This is a genomic window from Candidatus Bathyarchaeota archaeon (assembly GCA_018396705.1).
In the GTDB taxonomy this organism is placed as follows: domain Archaea; phylum Thermoproteota; class Bathyarchaeia; order Bathyarchaeales; family Bathycorpusculaceae; genus DRVP01.
Genome location: JAGTQZ010000004.1, coordinates 206791 through 228245, shown reverse-complemented (window position 1 = coordinate 228245; position 21455 = coordinate 206791). Strand labels below are relative to the sequence as shown.

Below are 21455 nucleotides of genomic sequence, written 5' to 3'. Positions count from 1 at the left end.
TTACCTTGTTAATTCTGCCTTTTTAACAACCTCTAGGCTTTCGCGGGCTTCCTTATCCGTTTCAAAGTATCGCCTTACGGGTTCCAGTATGCGGGCTAGTTCTGTAGCTACAGCGTTTTTCAAGTCTTGCGGATGAAGTTGACCAGCCTCATAGGCTTTTTCAAGCGCGTCATAATTTTCAAAGGTTATCGTGCCACCAAATTTGGATGGACGTTCTACAGTAAAGGTTTTTGTCTCATGGAAAATAATGTATTTGGCTATTTCTAAAACAGGGTTCATTTCCGTCTGTCTTTCCGGACACCACGCCTTTTTTAGTTTGGCTCGGATTTGTTCCTCAGTGTCATGGATGAATATAGCCGTCCATGGTTTGGATTTGCTCATTTTGCTAGCAATAACTTGCTCAAGCTTGTCTTTTGTTGAGAGTTTAACTGGTTCCGTTAAGCCCATTAGCAGATGATGATGCACCGCCACTGGTTTTTTCCAGCCCATTTTTGGAAAGATTTCACGTGCCAACACATGGGCTTTGCGTTGGTCCATACCACCGTGGGGAATGTCAGCACCTATGATTTTTATGTCCACGGCTTGCATAGGCGGGTAAAAATACTGCGACAAGTCAAGCTTCTCAGTTTCGCTTCGCCCCATTATTGTGAGACAACGCAAGGTGCGGCTTAGAGTCATATGTTTTGCAAACTTTAGCAGGTTCCGCCAATACTCATCGTTGTTATGATAAAGTTCCGAGCCAACAACAATCTTTACACCTGGACAGAAGAACTGGAAAGCTTTCGCATAATATTTTGTGGCTTGAAGAATTTTATCCCAGTCTCCGCCGAACTTGTTGTTTATGAAGCTGTGCCAGTCTGCCAAATAAACTTGACAGCGGACGCCAGCCTTTAGAAAATCGTTTATCTTAAAACCAGCCATGACAAGATTTCCAAGATGTAACAAACCGGAAATCTCAAAACCTATATAGTGTCCAGGATGCTCGTTGGTTTCTAGAAGCTCCCTTAGCTCGTTTTCGACAAGAATCTCTTCTGTCGGCGGACGTTTGATTAGTTCAATTTTGGTTTCTACGTCCAAGACTGGTCAAGCCGTCTATTTTATGCAAAAGCAAAACTTAAAGGTTGTTTCGCGGGCGCCCTTTTTGTCTCCCACGTTACCTATCACTTAACTTCATTGTGGAGCCATGCGCTCCCCTTAGTTAAGCTCTCTCCGGCGTGGGAAGTTTTTGGGCGCCCGCGCCCGCCGGTGTCCCATGCTTGGGTAAACCCGCCTTCACAGCAACAAGCACTTGAACTGCTTGCCGCTCGGTTGGGTCCGTCGGCATGGATTTGTCCCGGCGGGATTCACAGAAGGCTCGTATGAAAGAGTCATCGCCAAAGTAATTTGAGGCTTTTGCGGAATTAAACGTTGCTATCCAAAACTGGCATGTTTTTAACTGCAAAGTCTTTCAAGAAGTGCTGCAAACAATAACGGCAAAGCAATGGTAGCGTCTGCCTCTACAGTTACAGTTTTTGCTTTTTCACGTATTTTACCCCATGATATAGCTTCTCTTGGACGAGCCCCAGAGAGGCTTCCATCATATTCAACGGCCGTTGTTATGTAAACTGCATAGTCTAATCCTTTCTTGAAAAGGTTCCACCACAGAACGTGATGTTTTGATATACCCCCGCCTATTATTAGGGCTCCGGATTTTTCGGCTTGCCAAACCATGTCGTTTAGAAGCTGCTCGTCTTTTAACACGTTTATTTTCAAGTCCTTATGGTCTTGGCTGAAGAGCCAAAGCTGATAGCCTACTGCGCCGTCGGTTATACCAGGCACTATGACGGGTATATTGTTTTTCCAGCACCAGTACAAGATTGAGTTTTCGTTTAAGCGTTTTCCGATTTCCCAACAAAGTTCGTAGGTAGCAAGATCCTGCCTGCCCTCAGCATAGATGCTATTCAAAAATTTCATCATTTTTTCTTCGATTATTTCGCCGTAACTTTCGTTCGGCACCAGTACGTTGCCTATTCGGCTTACGCCTCGTCTGTGAAGTTCTCCGTCGTTCATGTAGAAGTCGCCTTGAAAATAGTCGCGGTAACATCTTGCCAAATCATGATCCAAAGTGCCGCATGTCGTGACTACCACATGAAACCATTTACGCTTAACCATGTCGCGAATTATGCCACGAGTGCCTGTGGCAACAATGCACGCGGGGAAAGAAAGAAAGTTAAGGATGTTCTTTTCCTTCAGCATGTTTTCAACGATGTCAACGGCGATGGCGAGGTTTTTGGCTGTAAAGCCTCCGCTTTCAAGCATCTGCCGCACAAGTGTATCGGCGGATACACTCTTCGAAAGTTCGAAGTCCTTTACTTTTTCCATGTTGTTGCGCCGAAGTTTACTTTAAATCCTTAAACAGCCAAGAGAGGTCTGGAACTTTCGCTCTTTTTTCAACCTTCTCAGCCAAGGCATGAACGACTATTGGCAAAGCTATAGTCGCGTCACAGTAACATTGCACATTGCGTCCTCCTTTGGCTTCTTTGCCCCAGCTGATGGCTTCTTCAAAAGTACATCCGGACAAACCGCCCCAATGCGGTGCGTCTGTAGTGATCTGTATGGCGTACTTATGCGGGTAGACTCTTTCATATTTTCTGGATTCTGTTAGGCTTCTGCCAACAGTTGTAAGCTGGATAAAGTCCTTTGGAACACCACCGCCAATATATATCACGCCGCTTTCAGGCGCCGCCTTGGCTTTTATATCCACAAGTTGTTCAAAATCCCGCATTTGATCTATGGTTATGTCGAAATTGCCTTCACTTTTCCTGTTAAGCAGATAGGCTATACCGTAGCCGCTGTCAACTATTGCAGGACAGAAGACTGGCACTTTGTTCTCGTAGGCTGTTGCAACTATGCTTTTAATCCCCATTTGGGAAAGTTCTTTTCCAAATAGGTGAAGGAACTCAGCTGAGGAATATTTACAGTTTGGATTCAATTTTTTCATGAAATTGGCAATGAGGCGCTCCATTTGACGGTATTCAAGCTCGTCGGCAAAAACATCATAAAACCTGTCAATCTTGTACTTTAAAAGCTGATCATCGTCGACCATGTGGTGGCCTTGCCAGTACGTGCCCCCCATAGCCTCTAAAATGTCTTCTGAAATATTTGCGCCCGTGGAAACAATTGCGTCTATAAAGCGGTGTTCAATAAGCCAGTTAACAATCTTCCATTGACCAGTGGTGCTCATGGAGCCTGCAAACCCGAAAAAGATTACAACATTATCTTTAAGCATTTCTTCCCAGACTTCGACAATTTCGCCAAGTTTTCTGCCTTGAAAACCTGTTTTAGCCATTTCTGCAAGCAACTCCGAAATTTTTTTAGGAGTTTTAACCTCTATTGGCTCAAGCTTCCTTTTAAAGAAAGGAGTTTGCCTTTTCTCCCTAATCACCGCCTTTCAACTCCACAACTTTGGGATGCATATTTTCAAAAACCTCACTTTTAAATCTTTAGTTTTTTGAAAGACGCAAATGAATTTTACATCAAAGTTAGAGAACGTAGAGGTTTCCAACACTGTTCCATACGAAGGCCTTCGGCATGGCTTTAGCGATGGCGAAGGCAGCCTTCCAGCCTGTGCAGTGCATTGGCACAACAATGCTAGGGTCAAACTGTTTCAGCACCTCAACGGTTTGGCCTATTCGATCTTCACATCCCCTTCCAGACAAGTGGAAACCGCCAATTATTGCATAAATTTTTGACGCGTTAGTTATTTGTTTCGCATATAAAATTGTGTTGATGATTCCAGCGTGGGCGCAGCCGGACACTACAACAAGCCCTTTGCCTTTCACATTTACAGCCAGCGCACGGTCGTCCCAAATCCATGGGTCGGGCTGCCAGACACCGTTTACAAGAGCGCGTTGCTGCATAAAGCCTTTTTCAAATTCTGTCTTACGGGGAATCTCGCCGGTAACTAGTATTGTATTTTCTGCCAACAAATAGGGATGTTTTGTTTTTACGAAAACGGCTGGCTTCACTTGACTTTCAGATGGAAAAGCCGGGTGTTGCCTTATACTGCCATCTTCGCTTACTACACCGCGAGTTTTAAACATGTCATCATGTACTATTATTGGTAAACACTTCTTGCCAACAGCTTTGATGAAGCTTAGCAAGCCGCCACAGTGATCATAGTGGCCATGCGATAAAACTATAGTCTCAACATCTTTGAGGTTTAAGCCCATGCCTTCAGCGTTTAAAATAGCGCCACTAGGGCTTACGCCAGTGTCAAAAAGAACAGTATAAGAATCGCCGTTGCGGAAAACTTTAACAAGCATGGACAAGCCATGCTCCGCTATTGGGAGACGTAAATTTTTGTCAACCCATTCTTTACCCATGCGCTTTTCAATCCAGCTTCTTACATTTTGAACTTCTTCTCTTTCAATGGATGACGTGAGATCCACACAGTTGTCCATTAGACAGATTATCTCTAAACGGTCAACACCTTCAAGTTTAACAACATCCTCACTCACATGACATTCCCTCAAAAGAACAGATCTTTCTCTCTTGGTCTAATTAGCTCCGTTGCCCTAGCGTCTTCCGACTTTATGAACTTGTATCCGCGTATTATCGCTGCCGGAACTCCTTCATTCGCTTGGCCTATCACGAGCTCAGCTGCTGAAGCCAACTCGTCCGCTACAGCGGTCTGTTTAACTCGCAAGACATAACCGAACAAATCTTTTTCGCCTCTCCGGTCTCTTATAGGCTTTAAGCCGGAAACGCCTATCGCAACATTTATTTCGCCTTCCCGTAAAGGACGGCCATGTGTGTCAGAAATTATCACAGCCACATCGCAGCCAGTTAACCTTTTAATGTCTAATCTAATTTTTTTGGCTGAAGCATCAGGGTCTTCTGGCAAAAGCGCCACATAGTTTTCCCCTGGCACGTTTGATTTATCTACACCGGAATTGGCGCAAACAAAACCATGTCGTGTTTCAGTTATTATTTTGCCATCAGCCATCCGCCGGATGCTTTTGGCTTCTCTTAGAACAACTTCAACCAAAGCTGGTTCTTTGCCGTAAGGTTCAGCTATATTTCTCGCAAAAGCTGATGGTACAACCTCGTTCAAGTTCACGATTCGTCCTTCAGCCCTAGACACAACCACATGAGTAATCACTATTATATCGCCGTCCTGTATGGGGGTGCCTTGTTTTTCTGCAGCCCTGCACACCAGTTCGGCAATGTTGTCTCCAACCTTAACAATGGGTATGCCTTTAATTCCAATTATTTGAATGATATCCATGGTCTTAAACCTTTTAAAGACTATTATTGCAGATATGAGGTTTCTAACGATTTCGCTATTGAAAACTTTCGACACGCATTAATAATCATGATTTTCCGCAATATGTATGCAAAACTTTTATTTTAAACAACACGCCTCTCTTAAGGCGAGATGATGTTTGATGAAAATATTGCATGAATTTGTTCCAACCCGCAAATTTTTGAAGTTAGCTGAAGAAGTTAAAGACCTTGTTGACGGATGGAACATAACAGACAGCGCCGCCGGTATGCCAGCGCCCAGCGGAACAGCAATAGGTTGTGTACTTAAAAGCAAATATCCAGACAAGATAGTGATACCAATCTTTATATTACATTACAAGGGCCCCGTGGAGGTTGGAGGCTTAGCTCTAGCCGCAGACGCTGTTGGCCTCGACGGACTTGTCCTAACAATGGGAGACATACCAAAATATGGCGAACCAATAAAAATGCTTAAGTCCTCTGAGGAAGCCAGAGACTTTCTGCGTAACACAATACGCTTGAAAAACGTTAAGCTGGGATGTTTGCTCACAGCCCGCAAAACCGTTGAAGACACATTAGCCCGCGTCAAAGAGCCATGGGACTTCGTCTTCTTTATGCGACTTGAAGACAAAACCTTCCAAATGCTGGAGCAAGTAGCCAAAGAATGTAAACGACTAAACAAGCCAATTTACACATACTTCCTCATTGGGACGCCGAAAAACGCTGAAATGGTCAAAATGATAGGCTGGCCAACCACAGCCACAATGGAAAAAGTCGAAGAAGTTGCCAGCAAACTTGATGGATTAGTGGATGGCGTAATAGCCACATGCGCCGGAGACTATGAAGGCGACAAAGAACTTTTGAGAAAACTACAAAAGTTTAGAAGCTAAACGCTCACCCCCTTTCTTCTATTTCACCAAAAGTGTCAAAACGACTTAACTTTTAAATTAAAGAAGCAATTATATTTCGCGGATTTCGCATAAAAGCCTTTTAATAACTTCTTCAGCTTTCGAAGGCTCAACTTTTAACGTGTACAGCATTTTTGGCGTACGAAGTTTCAATTTCACAATGTCTTTTAGTCGTTTAACTGCACAGTACTCAGCTTTCTCACTGATTTCCACAAATTTGTCTAAATCAAAGATTTCTGTTGGCATGACGCATCCCTAAACTTTGTTTCGCTTTTTCTAGAGGGGGAGGCTAACTTTTATCTGTTTTGGTCTTCCATTTCCCTTTAAGCTTGTCGCAGAACCTTATAAGCTGTTTACGAGTAGGATGTTCTCCTTTCGAATTTGAAATGTAGTAAGCAGCTGTAGCGTTTGCCAACGTTAACCTGACAGCATCTGGAAGGTTGTAAGCATCACCAACGATGTTTCCAGCGTTCCAAGCGTCACCAGCTCCCGTAGCCCTTGAAACTAACACGTTAAAAGCTGGAACGATCGTGTAACTTTTTCTCGTGAAAGATGCTGAGAGGCTGGTGGTGTGCAAGTCTATCCTCGCACTTAAATGGTCAGCCAATATTTTGGCGGATTCCAACGCCAACTCTTCAAAGCTAAGCGTTTGTTCAAGGCTTTTTACATTTGAGCTTAAACATGAAGCATAAAAGACTGCTTCGTTCTCGTTTAAGCTTAAAATGTCCACCAGATTCGCCTGCAAAACCATCTTTATCAAGCTTAATGCTTTCTCCTTGTTTGGAGTCGGATCGGCTGAATCAAAATAGGTTTTGCCCCTGCCCTTTGACTTGGCATATTGGAAAACTGTTTGAGCAAGCTCTGTTCCAAAATTTTTTGTTCCAGCCCAATTGAAAACACATACGTAGTCAGCTTTTTGAATTACTTCAAAGTCGTCGCCAGCTAGATTCTGCGGCCCAAAATCTGCCAGTGAGCCGACATCTCTTAGCATAACGTTGGTCTTTCCATCGGCTGCTTGGAATTCTAGAGCGGTTGTTATGGACGGCTTTTCCACGATCTTTACATGGGATAGACTGATTTTTGGCGATTTAAGGTAAGACTTTATGAGTTGCAATCCTAACTTGTCAGTACATATTATTGGCGTAACTTTCACTCCTAGACGAGCCAGAGCTGAAGCAACATTTACAGCATTTCCGCCTCTAAAATCCTTTTGAATTATTCCATCTATACTCCCGCCCTTACGCTCTATGACGTTTGCAACAGACCTTGAGAAAGCTTCCAAATTGAAGTTTAAACTGACAAATCGGTCAAGGAAAAAGTCAGGCATAACAACAACAGCTATCTCCCTTTCGATGTCCAGCCTTTTTAAAAAGTCTTTGACTTCGTTCAGATATTCATCCAACAAACCCGTCGCATCCTCCATTAAACAGACTAGAAAAGTTGGCAAATTAAAATTTTGGAACTTTTCAGCCAAGAAGAAAACGAACCATATTCCAAACCATGTCGCCGTATAGTATGGCGATTATAAGCCCAGCTGTCATATAAATGAGCATGGGCAATCCTGGAGAAGCCCAAACCTTTTCCTGGATTTCTCCACTTTGAAAGGCTTCCTCCAGCCTTTCAACTATGGCGTTTCTGCTTTCATCCTTCGGAAAAATCACAAGTTTCCTTCTGACGCCATCGTCGGTTTTCTCAACGTCCTCTAAAGGGTAGATATGCCATTTCTCCTTAACTTTCCAGATTGAAATTTTGTAGCCTGTTAAGAGCACCAAAATTTTCTTGCCGAAGGATTCGCTTTTCTGTCCGCCTTCAAATAAGGCTTTGTCTGTTCTCAAGCGCCACACCAGGTTATGGAAGAGAATATAGATGGCTGTTAACGCAGCGAGTACTACAGCATTGCTGAAAACCGTCAACGGAAAAAACATTTGCATAAAAGGCGAAATTTCGCAGGAAAACGGCCAAAAAAGCCCTTGCGGATAGAAGGGAAAAGCCAGAGCCAAACACATCAGAGCCTTTGCGTCTGCGCCGCCAAAACCGCCTGCATAGAATAGAATTATGGCGAAGACTGCGGTTAAACCGAAACATAAACCGAAAAGGGGTAAAGTGGGAAAATCAAAGAGGAAAAGTTCAGCAAAGGTTAAAGCGAAAGCAGGTGGAGCGAGAAGAATCCAGACGCTATTAGCGACTTCACGGGTTTTATAGTCGCTCCAAGAAGCGTAGAGAAAAGCACCAAGGGTTAAGCAAACCTTCGCAGCCTCAATGAACACTTGCACCACCAAATCACCACTTAGGTCCCGTACAGTAATGTCATTCCATTCACGCTTTTAAAGCAAAAATAAAAACAGATAGACAGAAATTGACTAAGTTCTAGACCATTACTTAAAGGCTTATGGAGCCTTTCTGCTGAACTCCAATGGAGCACCAGTCTTTGGAACAACCTTGAAGTAGTAGGTCGTTCCACTTGTCCACTCCTGGGTTACGTTAATTGTTAATGTTCCACCATTCGCAGGAACAACGCTGTTTTCTGCGTCATGAGTTGCTGGTTGGAGGTTGTTCGCCGAATCGCCAATATACACCTTATCTATCCTAGCGTCCGCGGTTCCAGCATTTCTAACATACAATACTATGGTTTTGTTGTTTGGCCAGCCCACGCTGTCGAGAGTGAGCAGTACGCTTCCCTGTTGTTGGGCGCTACTCATGTATGTCATTATCCAAGCATATGTTACGACAATAGCTGCTACGGCGATAACAATTAACAGGAGGGTTGCAAGTATCGGGGATATACCACTCCTAGACTTTAACAGAGTTCTGGAGTTCATGACAGCCACCTTTCACGCCAGTTTAGGAGATTTGGCGATCGCTTATTTAACCCATATGAACTTGAAATACACATTTGAAATCAGCCTCCAGGGGTAACGCTTACAACTGGTGGATATTCCACGAGAACCCACAAACCCTTTGGGACACCGTTTAACGTTGTATAGATCGGCAAGGTGCGATCGAAGGTTACCACGGCGCCGTACCAGCAGATATCCAATGGATGAACATGGTTTATCACTGGCGGTCGTTCGTGACTTACTGGGAGAAGTTCAATCGTTCTTTCGGTGGTGGAATTTATTACTTTGAGTGCGCCTCTTAATGTTTCGTTATCGAAGGAGTATAGCATTTTGTTAGCTTCGTCCGTGAACATTATTCCAAAACCCTTTAGGGAAGATTCTAGTTGTGCCCAGCGGTGTTGCCAGCATGAAGCTGAAAAGTTGTAGAAGAATCCGCTTCCACTCACCCTTGGATAGCCTGTTGGAAGCGTGCCATTTTCAGTTAAAGCAGAAAACGTGCCGGAGGCAGTTATTCTGATTAGGCGAATTTGCGTTATGGTTCTTGGTTGGTCCGTGGAGTTCAGGAATATTAGGCGTAGTTGGTAAGTGTAGTAGGTGGCGTTAGCTGGCAATGTAATAACGACATGCGCATAAATGTTATAACATGTACCGTTTCTGTCAGCACCACCAAAACCGTATGTGGTTCCCCATTCTGGCTCACCCTGCACAATATCTCTTACAACACCGTTATACAGCGTCCATCCCCACTCTGGATTGGTAGTGTCCTCCTCGTCATTTATACGCATTAAGTCCGCGGTGCTTGTAATGCTTCCCACGGTTGCATCAACGTGGAAGCCTGAAGAACCAAAACGTAACGTAAGTATTCCGTTGCTGAATGTTGGAGGATTATCTTTGAAATACCGATTAGTATAAGCATATGGTGTCTGTTTAGCTGCGTCGCTTCCATTCCACCATATGGTAACTTTCGAAACTTTTGGGTTTACTAGGAAAACTAGCATATTTCTGCTGCTGAAAATGCTTGCATTATTTGTTAAGCCAAGTGGAACACGGTAATCTGAAGCCCAGTCCTCCACTTGGAAGGGTACTTCTTGGTCTACGCCATTTATGGTTTGATTTACGCGTATTGCCTTAACCGGGATCGGTGGTATAGGCTTAGCTTGCGTTATCAGTTGCAAATGTTCGCCTAACCAGCGTATTGTTCCATTTTGCAGCACTTCAACAGTAATGGGCGAAAAATCTTCAGCACTTATTATAATTGTTTTAGTTGCCACAACTGTGACGTAGTCAACATAGGCGTGCTCGTCCCTTTCTAGATGAGCGTACCAGCGGATTCTAAAGTTAGGCTTGAAATATTGGCTGTCTGTAATTGTTTGTTTATAATTGAGCCACTGGTTTTCTGTGGAACTTGCACCCAAGTCAGCAATGGTTATCCATGCACTGCCATTATAGTATTGAAGTAGAAAATCTCCCGCATCGCATCCCTCATCTCTATACCAAAAATCCACATAAATCATATTAACGCCATAACAATTAAGTCCCGGTGTCGTTAAATACCCTGAAGCGCTTCCACCGTTTGGGCCATCAAAATCCGCCGACCATCCACCATCATGTGCCTGATCGTTTTCTTTTGCCCACCTCCCAGTTTCAGTCCATCCAGAGGGGGGCCAAGTGCCCTCAAAAGATTCGCGGTCGATGAGCGACTCGTTTACTGTTCTTGTTATTGCCCCAATTGAGGAATAGATTGTGGAATTCCATGTTAAAGTTAGCGTGTAGCGGCTAAAGGATGAGGCTACGACAACTATGCCTCTAGAATCTTCTACTTGCACCACATATGAATATTCATCTACTCCTAAGGGGATATCAACCGCATATGTGCCGTCTGAAAACACTGTAGGTTCAGCGCTGGGGCTTACTGTCACCCATGTTAAATTTGAAAATTGGTAGAGGTAGAATTTGAAACTGCTTTTTCCGAGATTTATGATTGGTTCAGCACTTTCATCAGCAGTAACGCGCATGTATGCTTTACCCTCATTGGTTCCAAGGACATCCACGTTTAGCTTGCATGATGATGTGTAGTTTATTCCATATATTTCAAGACCAGCCAAATCGTATTGCACCGTGATGTGTCCTTCGCTGTAGCTTTGACGTGCAAACCAAAAAGTCTGTAAATTCAAATTTTTCAAACTAAATGATGCAGCCCGTTCAGGATGCATTCTTGCAATGTACTCTAAACCGCTCATCAAATATTTGTAAGCTGCCTTGTAGGCGTACTCTCTATCACCAGTAACCTGCAATATGGAGCCATAATAGCCTACCGTAAACCCGAGAATCTGTTTTAAAGCAAGGTTTGTTTCATCTATGGCGCTTAAAACTTGGGGCTGCTCCTCCATAGGAAGGTTGCGAATAGTCGAGTAAGTAACAATAACCGTGGCTATAAGCACAACAGCGACAAGCAGAGCCGCAATAAGCGAGAACTGCCCACGCTTATCCATCTTAAGTTCCTCCCACTTGCCCAAGCTGCAAAACCACAAGCTTAGAAGCACCAGCAACATTAAACTCGGAACGGTAAAGCCTAGGCTGATAATATGAAAGAAGCCCAATAGCAGTCAATCGAATATCTGGAGTTCGAGTTAAACCCAAAGCTAATAACGATCCTTCAATCTTTGCACCATTTTTATGGTTGTATATAGCGCCTGGATAACATCCATCTTTTTCATTGAATATAAGTAGGCCAACGACTAGATTAGGGTATACATCTAGTTTAGATTTCTGTATTGCTCTAGTGGAAGTTTGGTAAGGTGAAGGATATATCCCGTAGTAGTTACAACGTTCTAAAACTTGCGGTGAAAGGCTAACAACTCCAACTGACTTGTAGATATCGCTGGAATAACTTGCATCATAACTTATATTGTTTAATCCTTGGAGAAATGCGTACATCCCGGGCTGTCTGACATCCTTCATTCCATAGATTCCCCAGTTATTTTTACTGTCTTTAAGGGCTATCGTGTTCGAAACATAGTAAAACGGATAACCCACTATGCTGACCCAAGTCCAATTATAACGGCGGACTTGCTGTCCTAAAAAGTAACAGTAGTAGGCATAATTATTATTGGAATAGGGCGCCGTACAATACTGTGAGGGGATAGGTACAGCCTCTCCGAAAGTGTTTATGAGCACAGCATTCATGACAGTTTCATCTTTTAGAGATTGATTATTTAATATCTGAGCGAACTGTGCTGTGTTTTGCACTATTACTGTTTTTGTGAAGTATGGTGAGAGAAGCTTGTATAAGTCTTCTGCCAGGCTGTGGGCTGTGTAACCTGTAATCCACCATCCGCGGGCGTCGCTGCAGTTTAATATGTATAAGGTTATTCCGCTGCCGCTGCGTTCACCAATCTTTTCTGGAATAACTTTGAAAGTGACGTTTGAAGAAGCAACTAGGTAGGAAGCAGCTTCGGACTTTATGCCTAAACTTTCAGCGTTCGAAAACGATTTGTATGGTACATAAATGGTTCCTTCGCTTCCACTTTGTACATCATAGACCGTTAAGTTGTAGACGATGTTTGGAGGTAATAATGCAGAAAGCGCTGTTTGAAGCATAGCCCAAGATGGGTCGTCTCTAGGCTTAAACACTGTCACACTCAAATTATAATCAGCATCTAAAGATTGTAATGTTGTTAAAGCTAATCTTTTAAGATTCACGGGCGAAACCCGACGTGGTATGGGTAGAACAGCGTAAAAAGAAGCTATGATGAATGCCCCGGTGATTATGATTATTACGAGAAACACTTCAATAGTGCGCATCATTAGCCCATCACCCCGTAGCCTTCAAGGCTCCATAAAGCAAGCTTAGCTTGATAAGCAACATTGCCCACTATAACCTGCCTAATATCGGTGGCAACCCATTCTTTACTTAAGGGGTCCTCGCCAAAAACCACTGGAAACGCCATGGAACTTACCCCCCAAGGCATTAAAGCAACGCCCGCGTTACTTCTTTCATCTTGATATGCTACTACTAAAATTCCAGCCTCAAAGGTTGGAATCGTCAAGTTTGCGCACTCACCTAAACTTAACTCTCCAACTGAATCTTCGATGGTTAACAGGCGAAGCGAAAAATCTTGGCTCAACATCATAAACGTCGCGTTAAAGTACACATGGGACGCTCCAAATCCGTATATGTCATAGCTGTGAGCGAGAACAATCCTCCTCTCTGAAATACTTTCTACAAGGGGAATAGCATGGCTGCCAGCTCTTATACGCTGATAATAACCTACCCCCACCAATCCGCCAAAACGGGCATACGCTATGAATGCATACGATTCGTTTACGCCTACATTCTGGAAACTCAGAGTACATATGCCATTATTGTCTGTATGTGAACTATTAGTTAAAGTATGATATGATGGAAAGTCTCCAGTGGTTCTAACCATTATAAGCATACTGCTTACCGTGGCATTTGCAAAGGGAATACCATTTCCAGTAACCTTCAAACTCATAACGAGCGGGCTTCCAGCATTATCTTCACTTATAGAAACATCAACAACTGGTGTTAAGGTAAGTTGAAAGCCATAAGTATTGTTGATTCCAAGCAATTTTGCCACAGAAGAATAATTTAACGTCTCAACAGAAGATACAAATAAGAAGCTGCCAAATCCGACGGTAACATTGCTGTAGTAATGACTGGTAATTTCATAAAGAAACTGTTTCCCTCTTGATGACTCTAAACGCATTAAAGAGAAGGGGCTAAGCCGGTATTGACTGAATTCTGGATCTTGCAAGCCAAAGATTGTTGGGGAGTAGCCAAGCTTCCCCCATTCCACTGGACGATTTCCTTCATATTCTAATGGATACCCAGGATTAAGCAATATATTGTCAAGGAGATCGCTGCATTTTGTTGCAAGGGCTCTGTTACGCTGGTAGAGCACAGCCGTTTGAATAGTTTGATTAAAAAGACTTATAAAAATCAGCATTGCACCCAAGAAAACGGTCATGGCGATTAAATGATCTATCGTTGAGCCCGCCATGACTAGATCACGCCCCGAAGCGTAGGAGGATTGTTTTGTTTTGAAGTTTTTGGGCAATTATGCAAGCGTCTGGAGAGTTGCTTATGAAAGTGGATTCTTGCCAGACAACGTTTGGCCCCAAGAGAACAGTTGTTGTTACGGTTGTTCCCGTTTCTTTTAGTCGAAGTGTTATGGTTAGAATTTTGCTGGAGTTTATTGATGAGTCTAGAACTGCTTTTAACGTCGCGTTTCCAGTGTAGGGAAGGTTCTCTATCAATGGCGGCACGTCAGGTTTCTGGATCATGCTGCCAGTCGTTATAGTCTTATGGTTTAGTGTGAAGTAGACTTGTTGGATGACGCTCCCAAGGTGGCTTGCGGCCTCCTGAAGTGTAAGGGTTCTTCGCGAGTCCACCCATACGTTCATAAGCCAGCTTGCCGTTAATGGGAATAGGATAATCTGCATTATTAGAATGGGAAGCATTATAACATATTCAATGGTTATATGCGCCAAAGCAACCACCTCCTAACCATGTAGTCCAAGCGAAACCACCACTCTTGCGGTGTAAAACTCTATTATTGAGCCGTCTGGGACATCAAAAATTTCGGTGATATTTTCAAACCTAAAGAAATCCTCGCTGAACCCTCCTTTTTGAAAGCTTTCCCTTGGAAAGTTGACAGTTATCTTCACAGCATTACATACTCGAGTTTTAACCGAAACCGATGTGCCAGCGAGAGTTACCGACTGGGAAAGCCTAGGATGATTTCCTGAAACAAGAATGGGTAAAAAGAATCTGAAGTACTTTGTCGTGCCCAAAGTTGAATTTAAGACTCTTATACATGGCGCAACGACAATTCTAATGTAGTTACCATCACCCATAGGCAACTTTTCAACAATAAAGACATGGCATGTTGGCGCTGACGTACCTTTTTGCATGAAGCAACCGTTTGATGGAAACACCCTCTCGTGATAGTTATTGCCCATAGTGTAGCTGCTTATAGGCACATTAAACAACAAGATGCCAGTGGTGAAGTTTTCAAAAAACCTGTAGCTTGTTCCATCATGAATGTAAACGCTATAAGTTAATGTGTCATTTTCAAACTTTACGTGTCCATACTTGCTTGCATAACGAATTGTTTGGGTGCGTCCAGGTATCCATGCCACGTCGTCTATTTGGAGGGCTACTGTTTGCATGAATTGTTTCATGGCGCTGAACTCGTTTTCAGTCATTCTTGCACTTAGGAAGTTATTTGCAAAGACTATTGTGACAAGCAAAAGCACTACTATGGCACCTGTTAGTATGACTGTAGATATTGCTGGGCTTACACCCTTGCTATTATTCTTCAACTTTGTACATGCCGGATTTTTAATTTTCAAGATTTTACCCCCTTTATGCGCCAAACTTCACGAACATGGGCACTAGTTTGGCGGCTAAAACAGCGATGATAACGAGGATTGCAGCGTGTTTGAAGCCTGCTGCAATGGATTCCTCACTTATTTTTCCAGCCACTATGCCTATTAAGTAGCTGTGGAAAATGGCGGATGTGACAAAAGTTGTTATCATGGGACCTAAATCCTTCTTTTGTCCTGTTTCAGCTACGCCTAACGTGCCGGAGGTGAAGCCGATCATCATCACGGTTGTTGCCACAAGAAGAATGGCAGCGAAGTACGGCATCATTATGTAGGGGCGGACAGCCATCTTCTTCTCTTTTTCAACTTCTTGGGTTAGGTTGTTGAATCTGGCAAGCGACTCGATCATGGCTATGGTGCCGCCGCCCACGTCTATCGTTTCTACAAGGAGGAACATGACAAGCTGAGTCATCCAGCTTTTAACCCGCTTAACAAAGTCCATGATCACTTTTCTAACCGGGACGCCCCATGAAATTTCGGAGCTTATTTTGCGAAGTTCCTTGCTGAACTCGCCGTAGTCGCGGTTTGCAAGGCTTTCAATACATTTTTCCGGAGATAAACCTGTTTTTCTAACTTCTGTTAAGTCTCTTAGGAAGCTGGTTATGCCTTGTTCCAAGCTGGCTTTTTTGCTGCTTACTTTCTGGTGTACAATGGCGGCTGGAAAAGTGGCTACGAACAGCGCCAAAGCGATTGCTACGGGCAAATCAACTATGCTTTGAAGTTGGCTGAAAAATGGCAGCGGTATATAGCCAAAAAAGTTTGTCAGCAGTAGCAGCAGCATTATGCCGAAAACGCTTGAAATTCCAAAGGCTTTGTACGGCCGCATTTCTACAACGGGTGTTTTAGGCTGCATGCTGTGAGCCAAATAAACAAACATTAACGAAAGCATAGGTGTAAAAATATATGTGTATAAGATTATGCCTGAATACATGGAAATGCCAACACTGTATATGGATTCAACACTGAACAAAATGTAGAAGCAAAGCGACATCAAAACCATGACTATTATGAAAGTTTCAAGAAGCATGCCAAGCCTTTCCGCTGCAGCCTTAACCCGCAAAGCCCTTGTTTTAAAAATGTCTTCAGCCTTCCTCTCCAAAAAGTGGCCTATGTCTCCGCCGATTATGACTGTTGAAGCATAGCCGGCAAGGAAATCCCGGAAAATGTCTAGGGGATTTCTTTTAGCAGCATTTTCTATGGCTGTAAGCGGGTCTATGCCGAAAATCTCCACGTCTTTTATTATTTCTCTTGCCTCGGCCCGCATGGCTGGCATAAGCTCTACTTCCGCCAGCCGTTTGAAGCTTGTGTATGGGGCTATTCCTCCAGAAGCCATAACGCTGATGTAGGCGGCGGCAAATGGCATCTCCCTTTCAAGGTTGGCGGCTCTTTCTCCAGCCCTCGACAACGGAATTAGGAAGAAGCCTATCATGACGTAGATTGGGAGGGGGACCAGAAAAACAAACGGTATAAAGCCGTAAAAATACAGCAGAATTATGGAAAGAATGGAGACCGGAGCAGTTAAAACTGCTAGGAAAAGCATTAATGAAACGTAGGTTTCGGGATAGATTTTGATTTTCGCTCTTTCCAAATAGTCCTTAAACTCAACTACATGTTTGAGAAAAAAGGGAGCTACCCGTCCGAAAATGCGGAAGGACCAGGCTTCAAGCGCTTCCAGCAACGGCAATAGCCTTCACCTCCCCTCCAGCGAGAACTTTCTCGTAAATCTGCTTTGGCCTTGCATAGTATTCTGCAATTATTGCAGCTACGTCGCGGTAGCTTCTTATATTGCGCTCTCTCATCCATCGGAGGATTTGTTTGCGTCTCTCGATTTCTTCAAGCAAGTCCTTTTTGCTGACGCCCAAGCGTTCTGAAATGTTGGCAAGCATTATGCTCTTGTTTAAAGCTGGAATATGTTCGTCTTTGGCTGGGTGCCATTTGAAAACCGTTCGGTAATCCTCGTAGTCAGCTATTTCGTTAACGTTCATCACACGTCGGTAGGCTTTTTTCTCACCGCCTTTCATTAAGTGAACACGCTGAACAGATAGAACAATGTTCATTAAAGGAATGTAGGCTGGCGCTATGTCCATGGGTTTTTGCGTTAAACGTTTCACTGCAGAATCCAAGTTTTCAGCGTGCATTGTACACATGCCACCGTGGCCTGTGGCTAATGCTTGAAAAAGCACGTAGGCTTCTTGTCCACGCACCTCGCCGACTATCAGTATGTCGGGACGATGTCTCATCGAGGTTTTTACGAGATCGAAGAGAGTGACTTCGCCGACACTGCTTCCGCCTAGGCCGTAGCTTTGCCGTGCTATTAATGAAACCCAGTTTTCGTGGGGGAGGTTAAGCTCCGCCGTTTCCTCTATAGTTATTATTTTGCTTCCAGGCTTGATTAAGCATGCCAAAGCGTTTAGGGCTGTTGTTTTTCCGGCGGCGGTTCCGCCCAAAACCATTACTGAGGCCCTGTTTTCTAGGCACATCCAGAAATACGCGGCCATTTCTTCGGAGAATGTTCCCAAGTTTATCAGGTCTATTATAGAGTATGGATCTTCTCTGAACTTTCGTATTGTGAAGGCTGTTCCGAAGGGTGTTACTTCTCGCCTATAGCAAACGGCCAGCCTATGTTTTCCTGGCAGTGAAGCGTCCACTATGGGAAAGGCTGAGCTTACGTGTTTTCCAGCCATGTGTACAAGCTTTACAACCATGTTGTCAAGCTCTTCATCTGTTTCGAATTCAAGGTTTGTTTCGATGCTTTCGTAGGTTCTGTGCCAAACGTAGACGGGTTTGTTTACACCGTCACATGAAATGTCTTCAATGTTCGGATCCCTCATCAGCGGGTCGATTCTACCAAAGCCCACAAGGTCTCTTTCAGCGTGATAGAGGATTTTGTACCATGAAACATCTGGAAGCCAACCTAGGCTTATGCGATATTTATCAACGATTTTTTTGGCTTCCTCGGCGAAGAACTTTCTAGGATCTTTTATCTCCTCCTTGGGAGACTCTATTTCGGCTAAAAGGATTTCTAGTATGCGGTTGTAGACACTTCTTTCAAGCGGATCCAGTTGTAGCTCATCCAATATGTACTTGTATTCGCCCGTCTTTGGGTTTTGAACTATAGCTACATGAGCGAAGGGTTCGTAGAGAGGATAACGCTCAACAACTTTGAAACCTTTTGGCAAGGGTTTCGGCGGAGGTGGCGGGATGGCTAAATGTTTAGGCTTTCCAATGTTGAATTTTATTCTTATTTTCTTAAGTTTCGAAAGCTTGCTCTTAAGTTGCAGCTTGGGCATCTTTCTCCCGTATTTCTGTTATATATTTATACACGTGGGTTATTAAATATTACGTCTTACGAAATCTTCCAAGTTTTTATTCCGTCTCCTCCACTTCCTCGCCAACCGAGATTGTGATGACTCCAAGCTTAACAAGCACCACAAACATTATTGCAAGCACCACTGGAATCAACACCAACAATAGAGTCGTCCAAGGAATGCCGCCAGCCTCTGGGATTACTTGCAAGCCTATTTGCTCAACCTTTTCAATGTATCCGGATTTCGCTGCGCTCACGCTAATAATTACAGAGATAGATTCATGTGTTTCTGGAGCCCAAAATGTAAAGTCACAGCGGCCCTCTTGATCAGTTGAAGCTGACGTCTCAGCGAACATTCCACCACTGGCCTCCACTCTAACGGTGGCGTTCGCCACCGGCCGGCCGTCACATTTGACATAAACTGTTATGCTAACCTGTTCTCTAGAAGCTACAGAATAGGTGTTTGGAAGAATGGCTATTGACAGGTTTCCAGGTTTAACCGTTAACAGCGTAAAGCCTGCAGCGCTGGCGTAGCCGAGCTTTGAAGCGATAGCTGTTATTGTTATGCTTGTTTCTTGCAGTGCTGGGGGTGCCCTAAAAGTGAATGTTGCGTTTCCACGGGCGTCTGTCACCATTGTTGCTGTGAAGAATTCGCCGTGATCCGCTGAGATGGTAACGCTTACGTTTTCAACTGGAAATCCCTCATGTTTAACGTTGACCGTTACATTTACAGTTTCTTCCGAAATTATCGTTTCTTTCTCGGCAATAACTTGCAGTGAGAAAAGCTTTGGTCTAACAGTTATAACGGTTTGTCCTTCCCCATCCAAGTAGCCGGTCTTGGATGCGTGCGCTGTGATTGCTATGTTTGTTTCATTGGATACTGGTGGAGCTTTGAAGGTGAACACTGCCTCACCCTTTGAATCTGTCAATTTCTCAGTTTCAACAAATTCTCCTCCACCAGCTGATGATATGGTAACTAGCGCCTCTGGAACAGGAATTCCGCTCCATTTTACTTGGACATTTACCGTTGAATATTCTTCCGACTGAACTGTTTGAGGGGCTGCATAGGCGTTAACTGTCAATGGCGGAATGACTTTTAAATAGACAAAGCTTGAGCCGTCCGCGTAGCCCTCCATGGAAGCCCTTGCAATAATGCGAATTTCAGTTATATCCGTAACGTTCGGAGCGTGAAAAATCGCCGTGAGACGGCCAGACGAATCGGTTAAATTACTTGACGGTGAAACCCTGCCCCCTTTAACCGAGAAAAATGTGACGTTTGCACCTTCCACCGGCCCGTTATTATTTGATACGTAAACTGTTATCGGAATTTCTTCGTTACTGTGAACAGTGGATCTGTCCGGAGTTAACTTTACATTTAGAGATGGTAGATTGACAACGTAAACTGTTGCAGAGGCCGTTTGGCTTATGTCTCCAAAGTCATCCATAACTCTTAAGCTTGCATGATATTCTCCGGTACTGCTGTATTTGTGAATGAAAAGCGACAAAGTTGTCCAATCGCTATTGCTTCCATCTCCAAAGTCGTAGAAGTACTGGTCAACTCGCCCATCATCATGAGAAAAGGAGCCGATAAACGTGACTTCTTGGCCAGAAGCCACTACAGTTTTATCTGTCCACAACACCGCTTTAGGTGGAGAGTTTGTATAATCTATTGGAGCGGTTAGGAAGAATAGGAAGTCTAGGTTAACTCCGTTGCCGCCTACAGGGTTTCCTTTTCCAAGCGGATTTAACGTCGCATGGTATGGTCCACTCCTGTCGCCCCAATAATTCTTGGAGGCGTCTACAGTAGCGTTGGACGAAATATCCATGCCTAAACTGTTGTCATAAATGTCGTTGAATCGTATTACGTGGTCTTGACCTTGCTCATAAAAAGCACCTATGGCATTATTGTAAATATAGTTGCGCGTTATGAAGGTGGCAACATCGGTTGAAACGTGAAAACCGTAGAGGTTTGAATATATCCTGTTGTTTATGATTGAAATGCTACCTCCATAATTCATGGTTATGGATACACCGTCATTTTTGTTTGAAAAGATGTTGTTCTGATACACGGTTACACTGGATGTTGACAGATTACCGGTTAAAACTATGCCATCCTCATTCAATGTCAAATCGTTTCCGTGTATGGTTACATCTCCACCAGAAACAGTTATACCTGCTTCGTTGTTTCGTATAACATTTTGTTCTACGGTGATTGAGCCTTTCAACACTTCAATTCCATTTTTGAGGTTAAGTTGGATAACGCTTTTCCGAAGTGTTACCGTGCCGCCATTCACGGTTATGCCGTTTGTTCCATACTCCACAACACAATACTCTAAAAGTGATGAAGATTGCCATGTTCCGTTAAACAGCAGTGTTCCCCAATCTCCAGTTTTGGAATCGTCTTTGTTGGACGTAAATCTTACCCATTTATCATCAGTTCCCTTTGCAACCAGCTTTCCATTAACTATGAGCGAGAAAGGTCCGCCAAACTTTATTTCGACTCCCGGTTCTATAGTTAAAGTGACCCCTTCGCGAACAGTGACATTTTTAGAAACAACAAATGGACTGTCTACAAGGGTCCAAACGGTGTCTATCCCGATTTCGCCTTCTACATATGTTGCTTTTGCGATTGGAAACAGGTTCCTGAGGGGGCAACAAAGAAGACTAAAGGCCAGAGTAAGTAGAATGATTAAAACGTTTATCTTCCTTTTTGTCATGCGGATGCAT

Annotated in this window: 18 protein-coding genes; 1 reads left to right on the top strand and 17 read right to left on the bottom strand. The window is 43.7% G+C overall.

Annotated elements, in window-relative coordinates:
* The 5 genes from KEJ24_04990 to cofE form a co-directional block, all read right to left on the bottom strand.
* Positions 1-1077, bottom strand: a complete 1077-nt coding sequence (locus KEJ24_04990; GenBank protein MBS7647171.1) for a tyrosine--tRNA ligase — start codon at positions 1075-1077, stop codon at positions 1-3.
* Between the two features lie 354 nt (positions 1078-1431).
* Positions 1432-2361, bottom strand: a complete 930-nt coding sequence (locus tag KEJ24_04985; GenBank protein ID MBS7647170.1) for a deoxyhypusine synthase — start codon at positions 2359-2361, stop codon at positions 1432-1434.
* A 16-nt stretch (positions 2362-2377) separates the two neighbouring features.
* A complete protein-coding gene (locus KEJ24_04980; protein MBS7647169.1) occupies positions 2378-3421 on the bottom strand; it encodes a deoxyhypusine synthase in 1044 nt (347 codons plus the stop codon).
* Between the two features lie 100 nt (positions 3422-3521).
* On the bottom strand, positions 3522-4499 hold the full coding sequence (locus KEJ24_04975) for an MBL fold metallo-hydrolase (GenBank protein MBS7647168.1): 978 nt from the start codon (positions 4497-4499) through the stop codon (positions 3522-3524).
* 11 nt (positions 4500-4510) lie between these two features.
* Positions 4511-5269 carry a coenzyme F420-0:L-glutamate ligase gene (gene cofE / locus KEJ24_04970; GenBank protein MBS7647167.1) on the bottom strand — a complete coding sequence of 253 codons (759 nt, stop codon included), beginning with the start codon at positions 5267-5269 and terminating at the stop codon, positions 4511-4513.
* Between the two features lie 157 nt (positions 5270-5426).
* Between cofE and KEJ24_04965 the strand changes: the two genes are divergently transcribed.
* Positions 5427-6155 (top strand): hypothetical protein, encoded by a 729-nt coding sequence (locus KEJ24_04965; protein MBS7647166.1) that lies wholly within the window; start codon positions 5427-5429, stop codon positions 6153-6155.
* A gap of 69 nt (positions 6156-6224) precedes the next feature.
* Here the strand turns inward: KEJ24_04965 and KEJ24_04960 are convergent, their stop codons facing one another.
* The 12 genes from KEJ24_04960 to KEJ24_04905 form a co-directional block, all read right to left on the bottom strand.
* Positions 6225-6419, bottom strand: a complete 195-nt coding sequence (locus KEJ24_04960; protein MBS7647165.1) for a 50S ribosomal protein L38e — start codon at positions 6417-6419, stop codon at positions 6225-6227.
* A gap of 43 nt (positions 6420-6462) precedes the next feature.
* On the bottom strand, positions 6463-7647 hold the full coding sequence (locus KEJ24_04955) for a carbohydrate kinase family protein (GenBank protein ID MBS7647164.1): 1185 nt from the start codon (positions 7645-7647) through the stop codon (positions 6463-6465).
* Positions 7640-8449, bottom strand: coding sequence for a prepilin peptidase (locus KEJ24_04950; GenBank protein MBS7647163.1), 810 nt, complete (start codon positions 8447-8449; stop codon positions 7640-7642). Before KEJ24_04950 ends, KEJ24_04955 begins: the two co-directional genes overlap by 8 nt.
* Before the next feature lie 111 nt (positions 8450-8560).
* Positions 8561-8992, bottom strand: a complete 432-nt coding sequence (locus tag KEJ24_04945) for a hypothetical protein (protein ID MBS7647162.1) — start codon at positions 8990-8992, stop codon at positions 8561-8563.
* Positions 8993-9072: 80 nt separating this feature from the next.
* Positions 9073-11526: a hypothetical protein gene (locus KEJ24_04940; GenBank protein MBS7647161.1), complete on the bottom strand. Its 2454-nt coding sequence runs from the start codon at positions 11524-11526 to the stop codon at positions 9073-9075.
* The gene (locus KEJ24_04935; protein MBS7647160.1) at positions 11504-12817 is read right to left on the bottom strand and encodes a hypothetical protein; all 1314 of its coding nucleotides are present in this window, start codon (positions 12815-12817) and stop codon (positions 11504-11506) included. The genes KEJ24_04940 and KEJ24_04935 overlap by 23 nt, the downstream gene beginning before the upstream one ends.
* Complete coding sequence (locus tag KEJ24_04930; GenBank protein ID MBS7647159.1) at positions 12817-14034, bottom strand: hypothetical protein; 1218 nt, start codon at positions 14032-14034, stop codon at positions 12817-12819. The genes KEJ24_04935 and KEJ24_04930 overlap by 1 nt, the downstream gene beginning before the upstream one ends.
* A 7-nt stretch (positions 14035-14041) precedes the next feature.
* Complete coding sequence (locus KEJ24_04925) at positions 14042-14524, bottom strand: hypothetical protein (GenBank protein ID MBS7647158.1); 483 nt, start codon at positions 14522-14524, stop codon at positions 14042-14044.
* Positions 14525-14536: 12 nt separating this feature from the next.
* Positions 14537-15388 (bottom strand): hypothetical protein, encoded by an 852-nt coding sequence (locus KEJ24_04920; GenBank protein ID MBS7647157.1) that lies wholly within the window; start codon positions 15386-15388, stop codon positions 14537-14539.
* A 13-nt stretch (positions 15389-15401) separates the two neighbouring features.
* The gene (locus KEJ24_04915; protein ID MBS7647156.1) at positions 15402-17105 is read right to left on the bottom strand and encodes a type II secretion system F family protein; all 1704 of its coding nucleotides are present in this window, start codon (positions 17103-17105) and stop codon (positions 15402-15404) included.
* Positions 17083-18711 (bottom strand): type II/IV secretion system ATPase subunit, encoded by a 1629-nt coding sequence (locus KEJ24_04910; protein ID MBS7647155.1) that lies wholly within the window; start codon positions 18709-18711, stop codon positions 17083-17085. The genes KEJ24_04915 and KEJ24_04910 overlap by 23 nt, the downstream gene beginning before the upstream one ends.
* A gap of 76 nt (positions 18712-18787) precedes the next feature.
* Positions 18788-21445: a PKD domain-containing protein gene (locus KEJ24_04905; protein ID MBS7647154.1), complete on the bottom strand. Its 2658-nt coding sequence runs from the start codon at positions 21443-21445 to the stop codon at positions 18788-18790.
* Positions 21446-21455: the final 10 nt, after the last annotated feature.

Coding starts and splice junctions, on each gene's coding strand:
- KEJ24_04935 (MBS7647160.1), bottom strand. CDS start 12,817: ATGATGCGCACTATTGAAGTGTTTCTCGTAATAATCATAATCACCGGG.
- KEJ24_04910 (MBS7647155.1), bottom strand. CDS start 18,711: ATGCCCAAGCTGCAACTTAAGAGCAAGCTTTCGAAACTTAAGAAAATA.
- cofE (MBS7647167.1), bottom strand. CDS start 5,269: ATGGATATCATTCAAATAATTGGAATTAAAGGCATACCCATTGTTAAG.
- KEJ24_04985 (MBS7647170.1), bottom strand. CDS start 2,361: ATGGAAAAAGTAAAGGACTTCGAACTTTCGAAGAGTGTATCCGCCGAT.
- KEJ24_04945 (MBS7647162.1), bottom strand. CDS start 8,992: ATGAACTCCAGAACTCTGTTAAAGTCTAGGAGTGGTATATCCCCGATA.
- KEJ24_04960 (MBS7647165.1), bottom strand. CDS start 6,419: ATGCCAACAGAAATCTTTGATTTAGACAAATTTGTGGAAATCAGTGAG.
- KEJ24_04905 (MBS7647154.1), bottom strand. CDS start 21,445: ATGACAAAAAGGAAGATAAACGTTTTAATCATTCTACTTACTCTGGCC.
- KEJ24_04930 (MBS7647159.1), bottom strand. CDS start 14,034: ATGGCGGGCTCAACGATAGATCATTTAATCGCCATGACCGTTTTCTTG.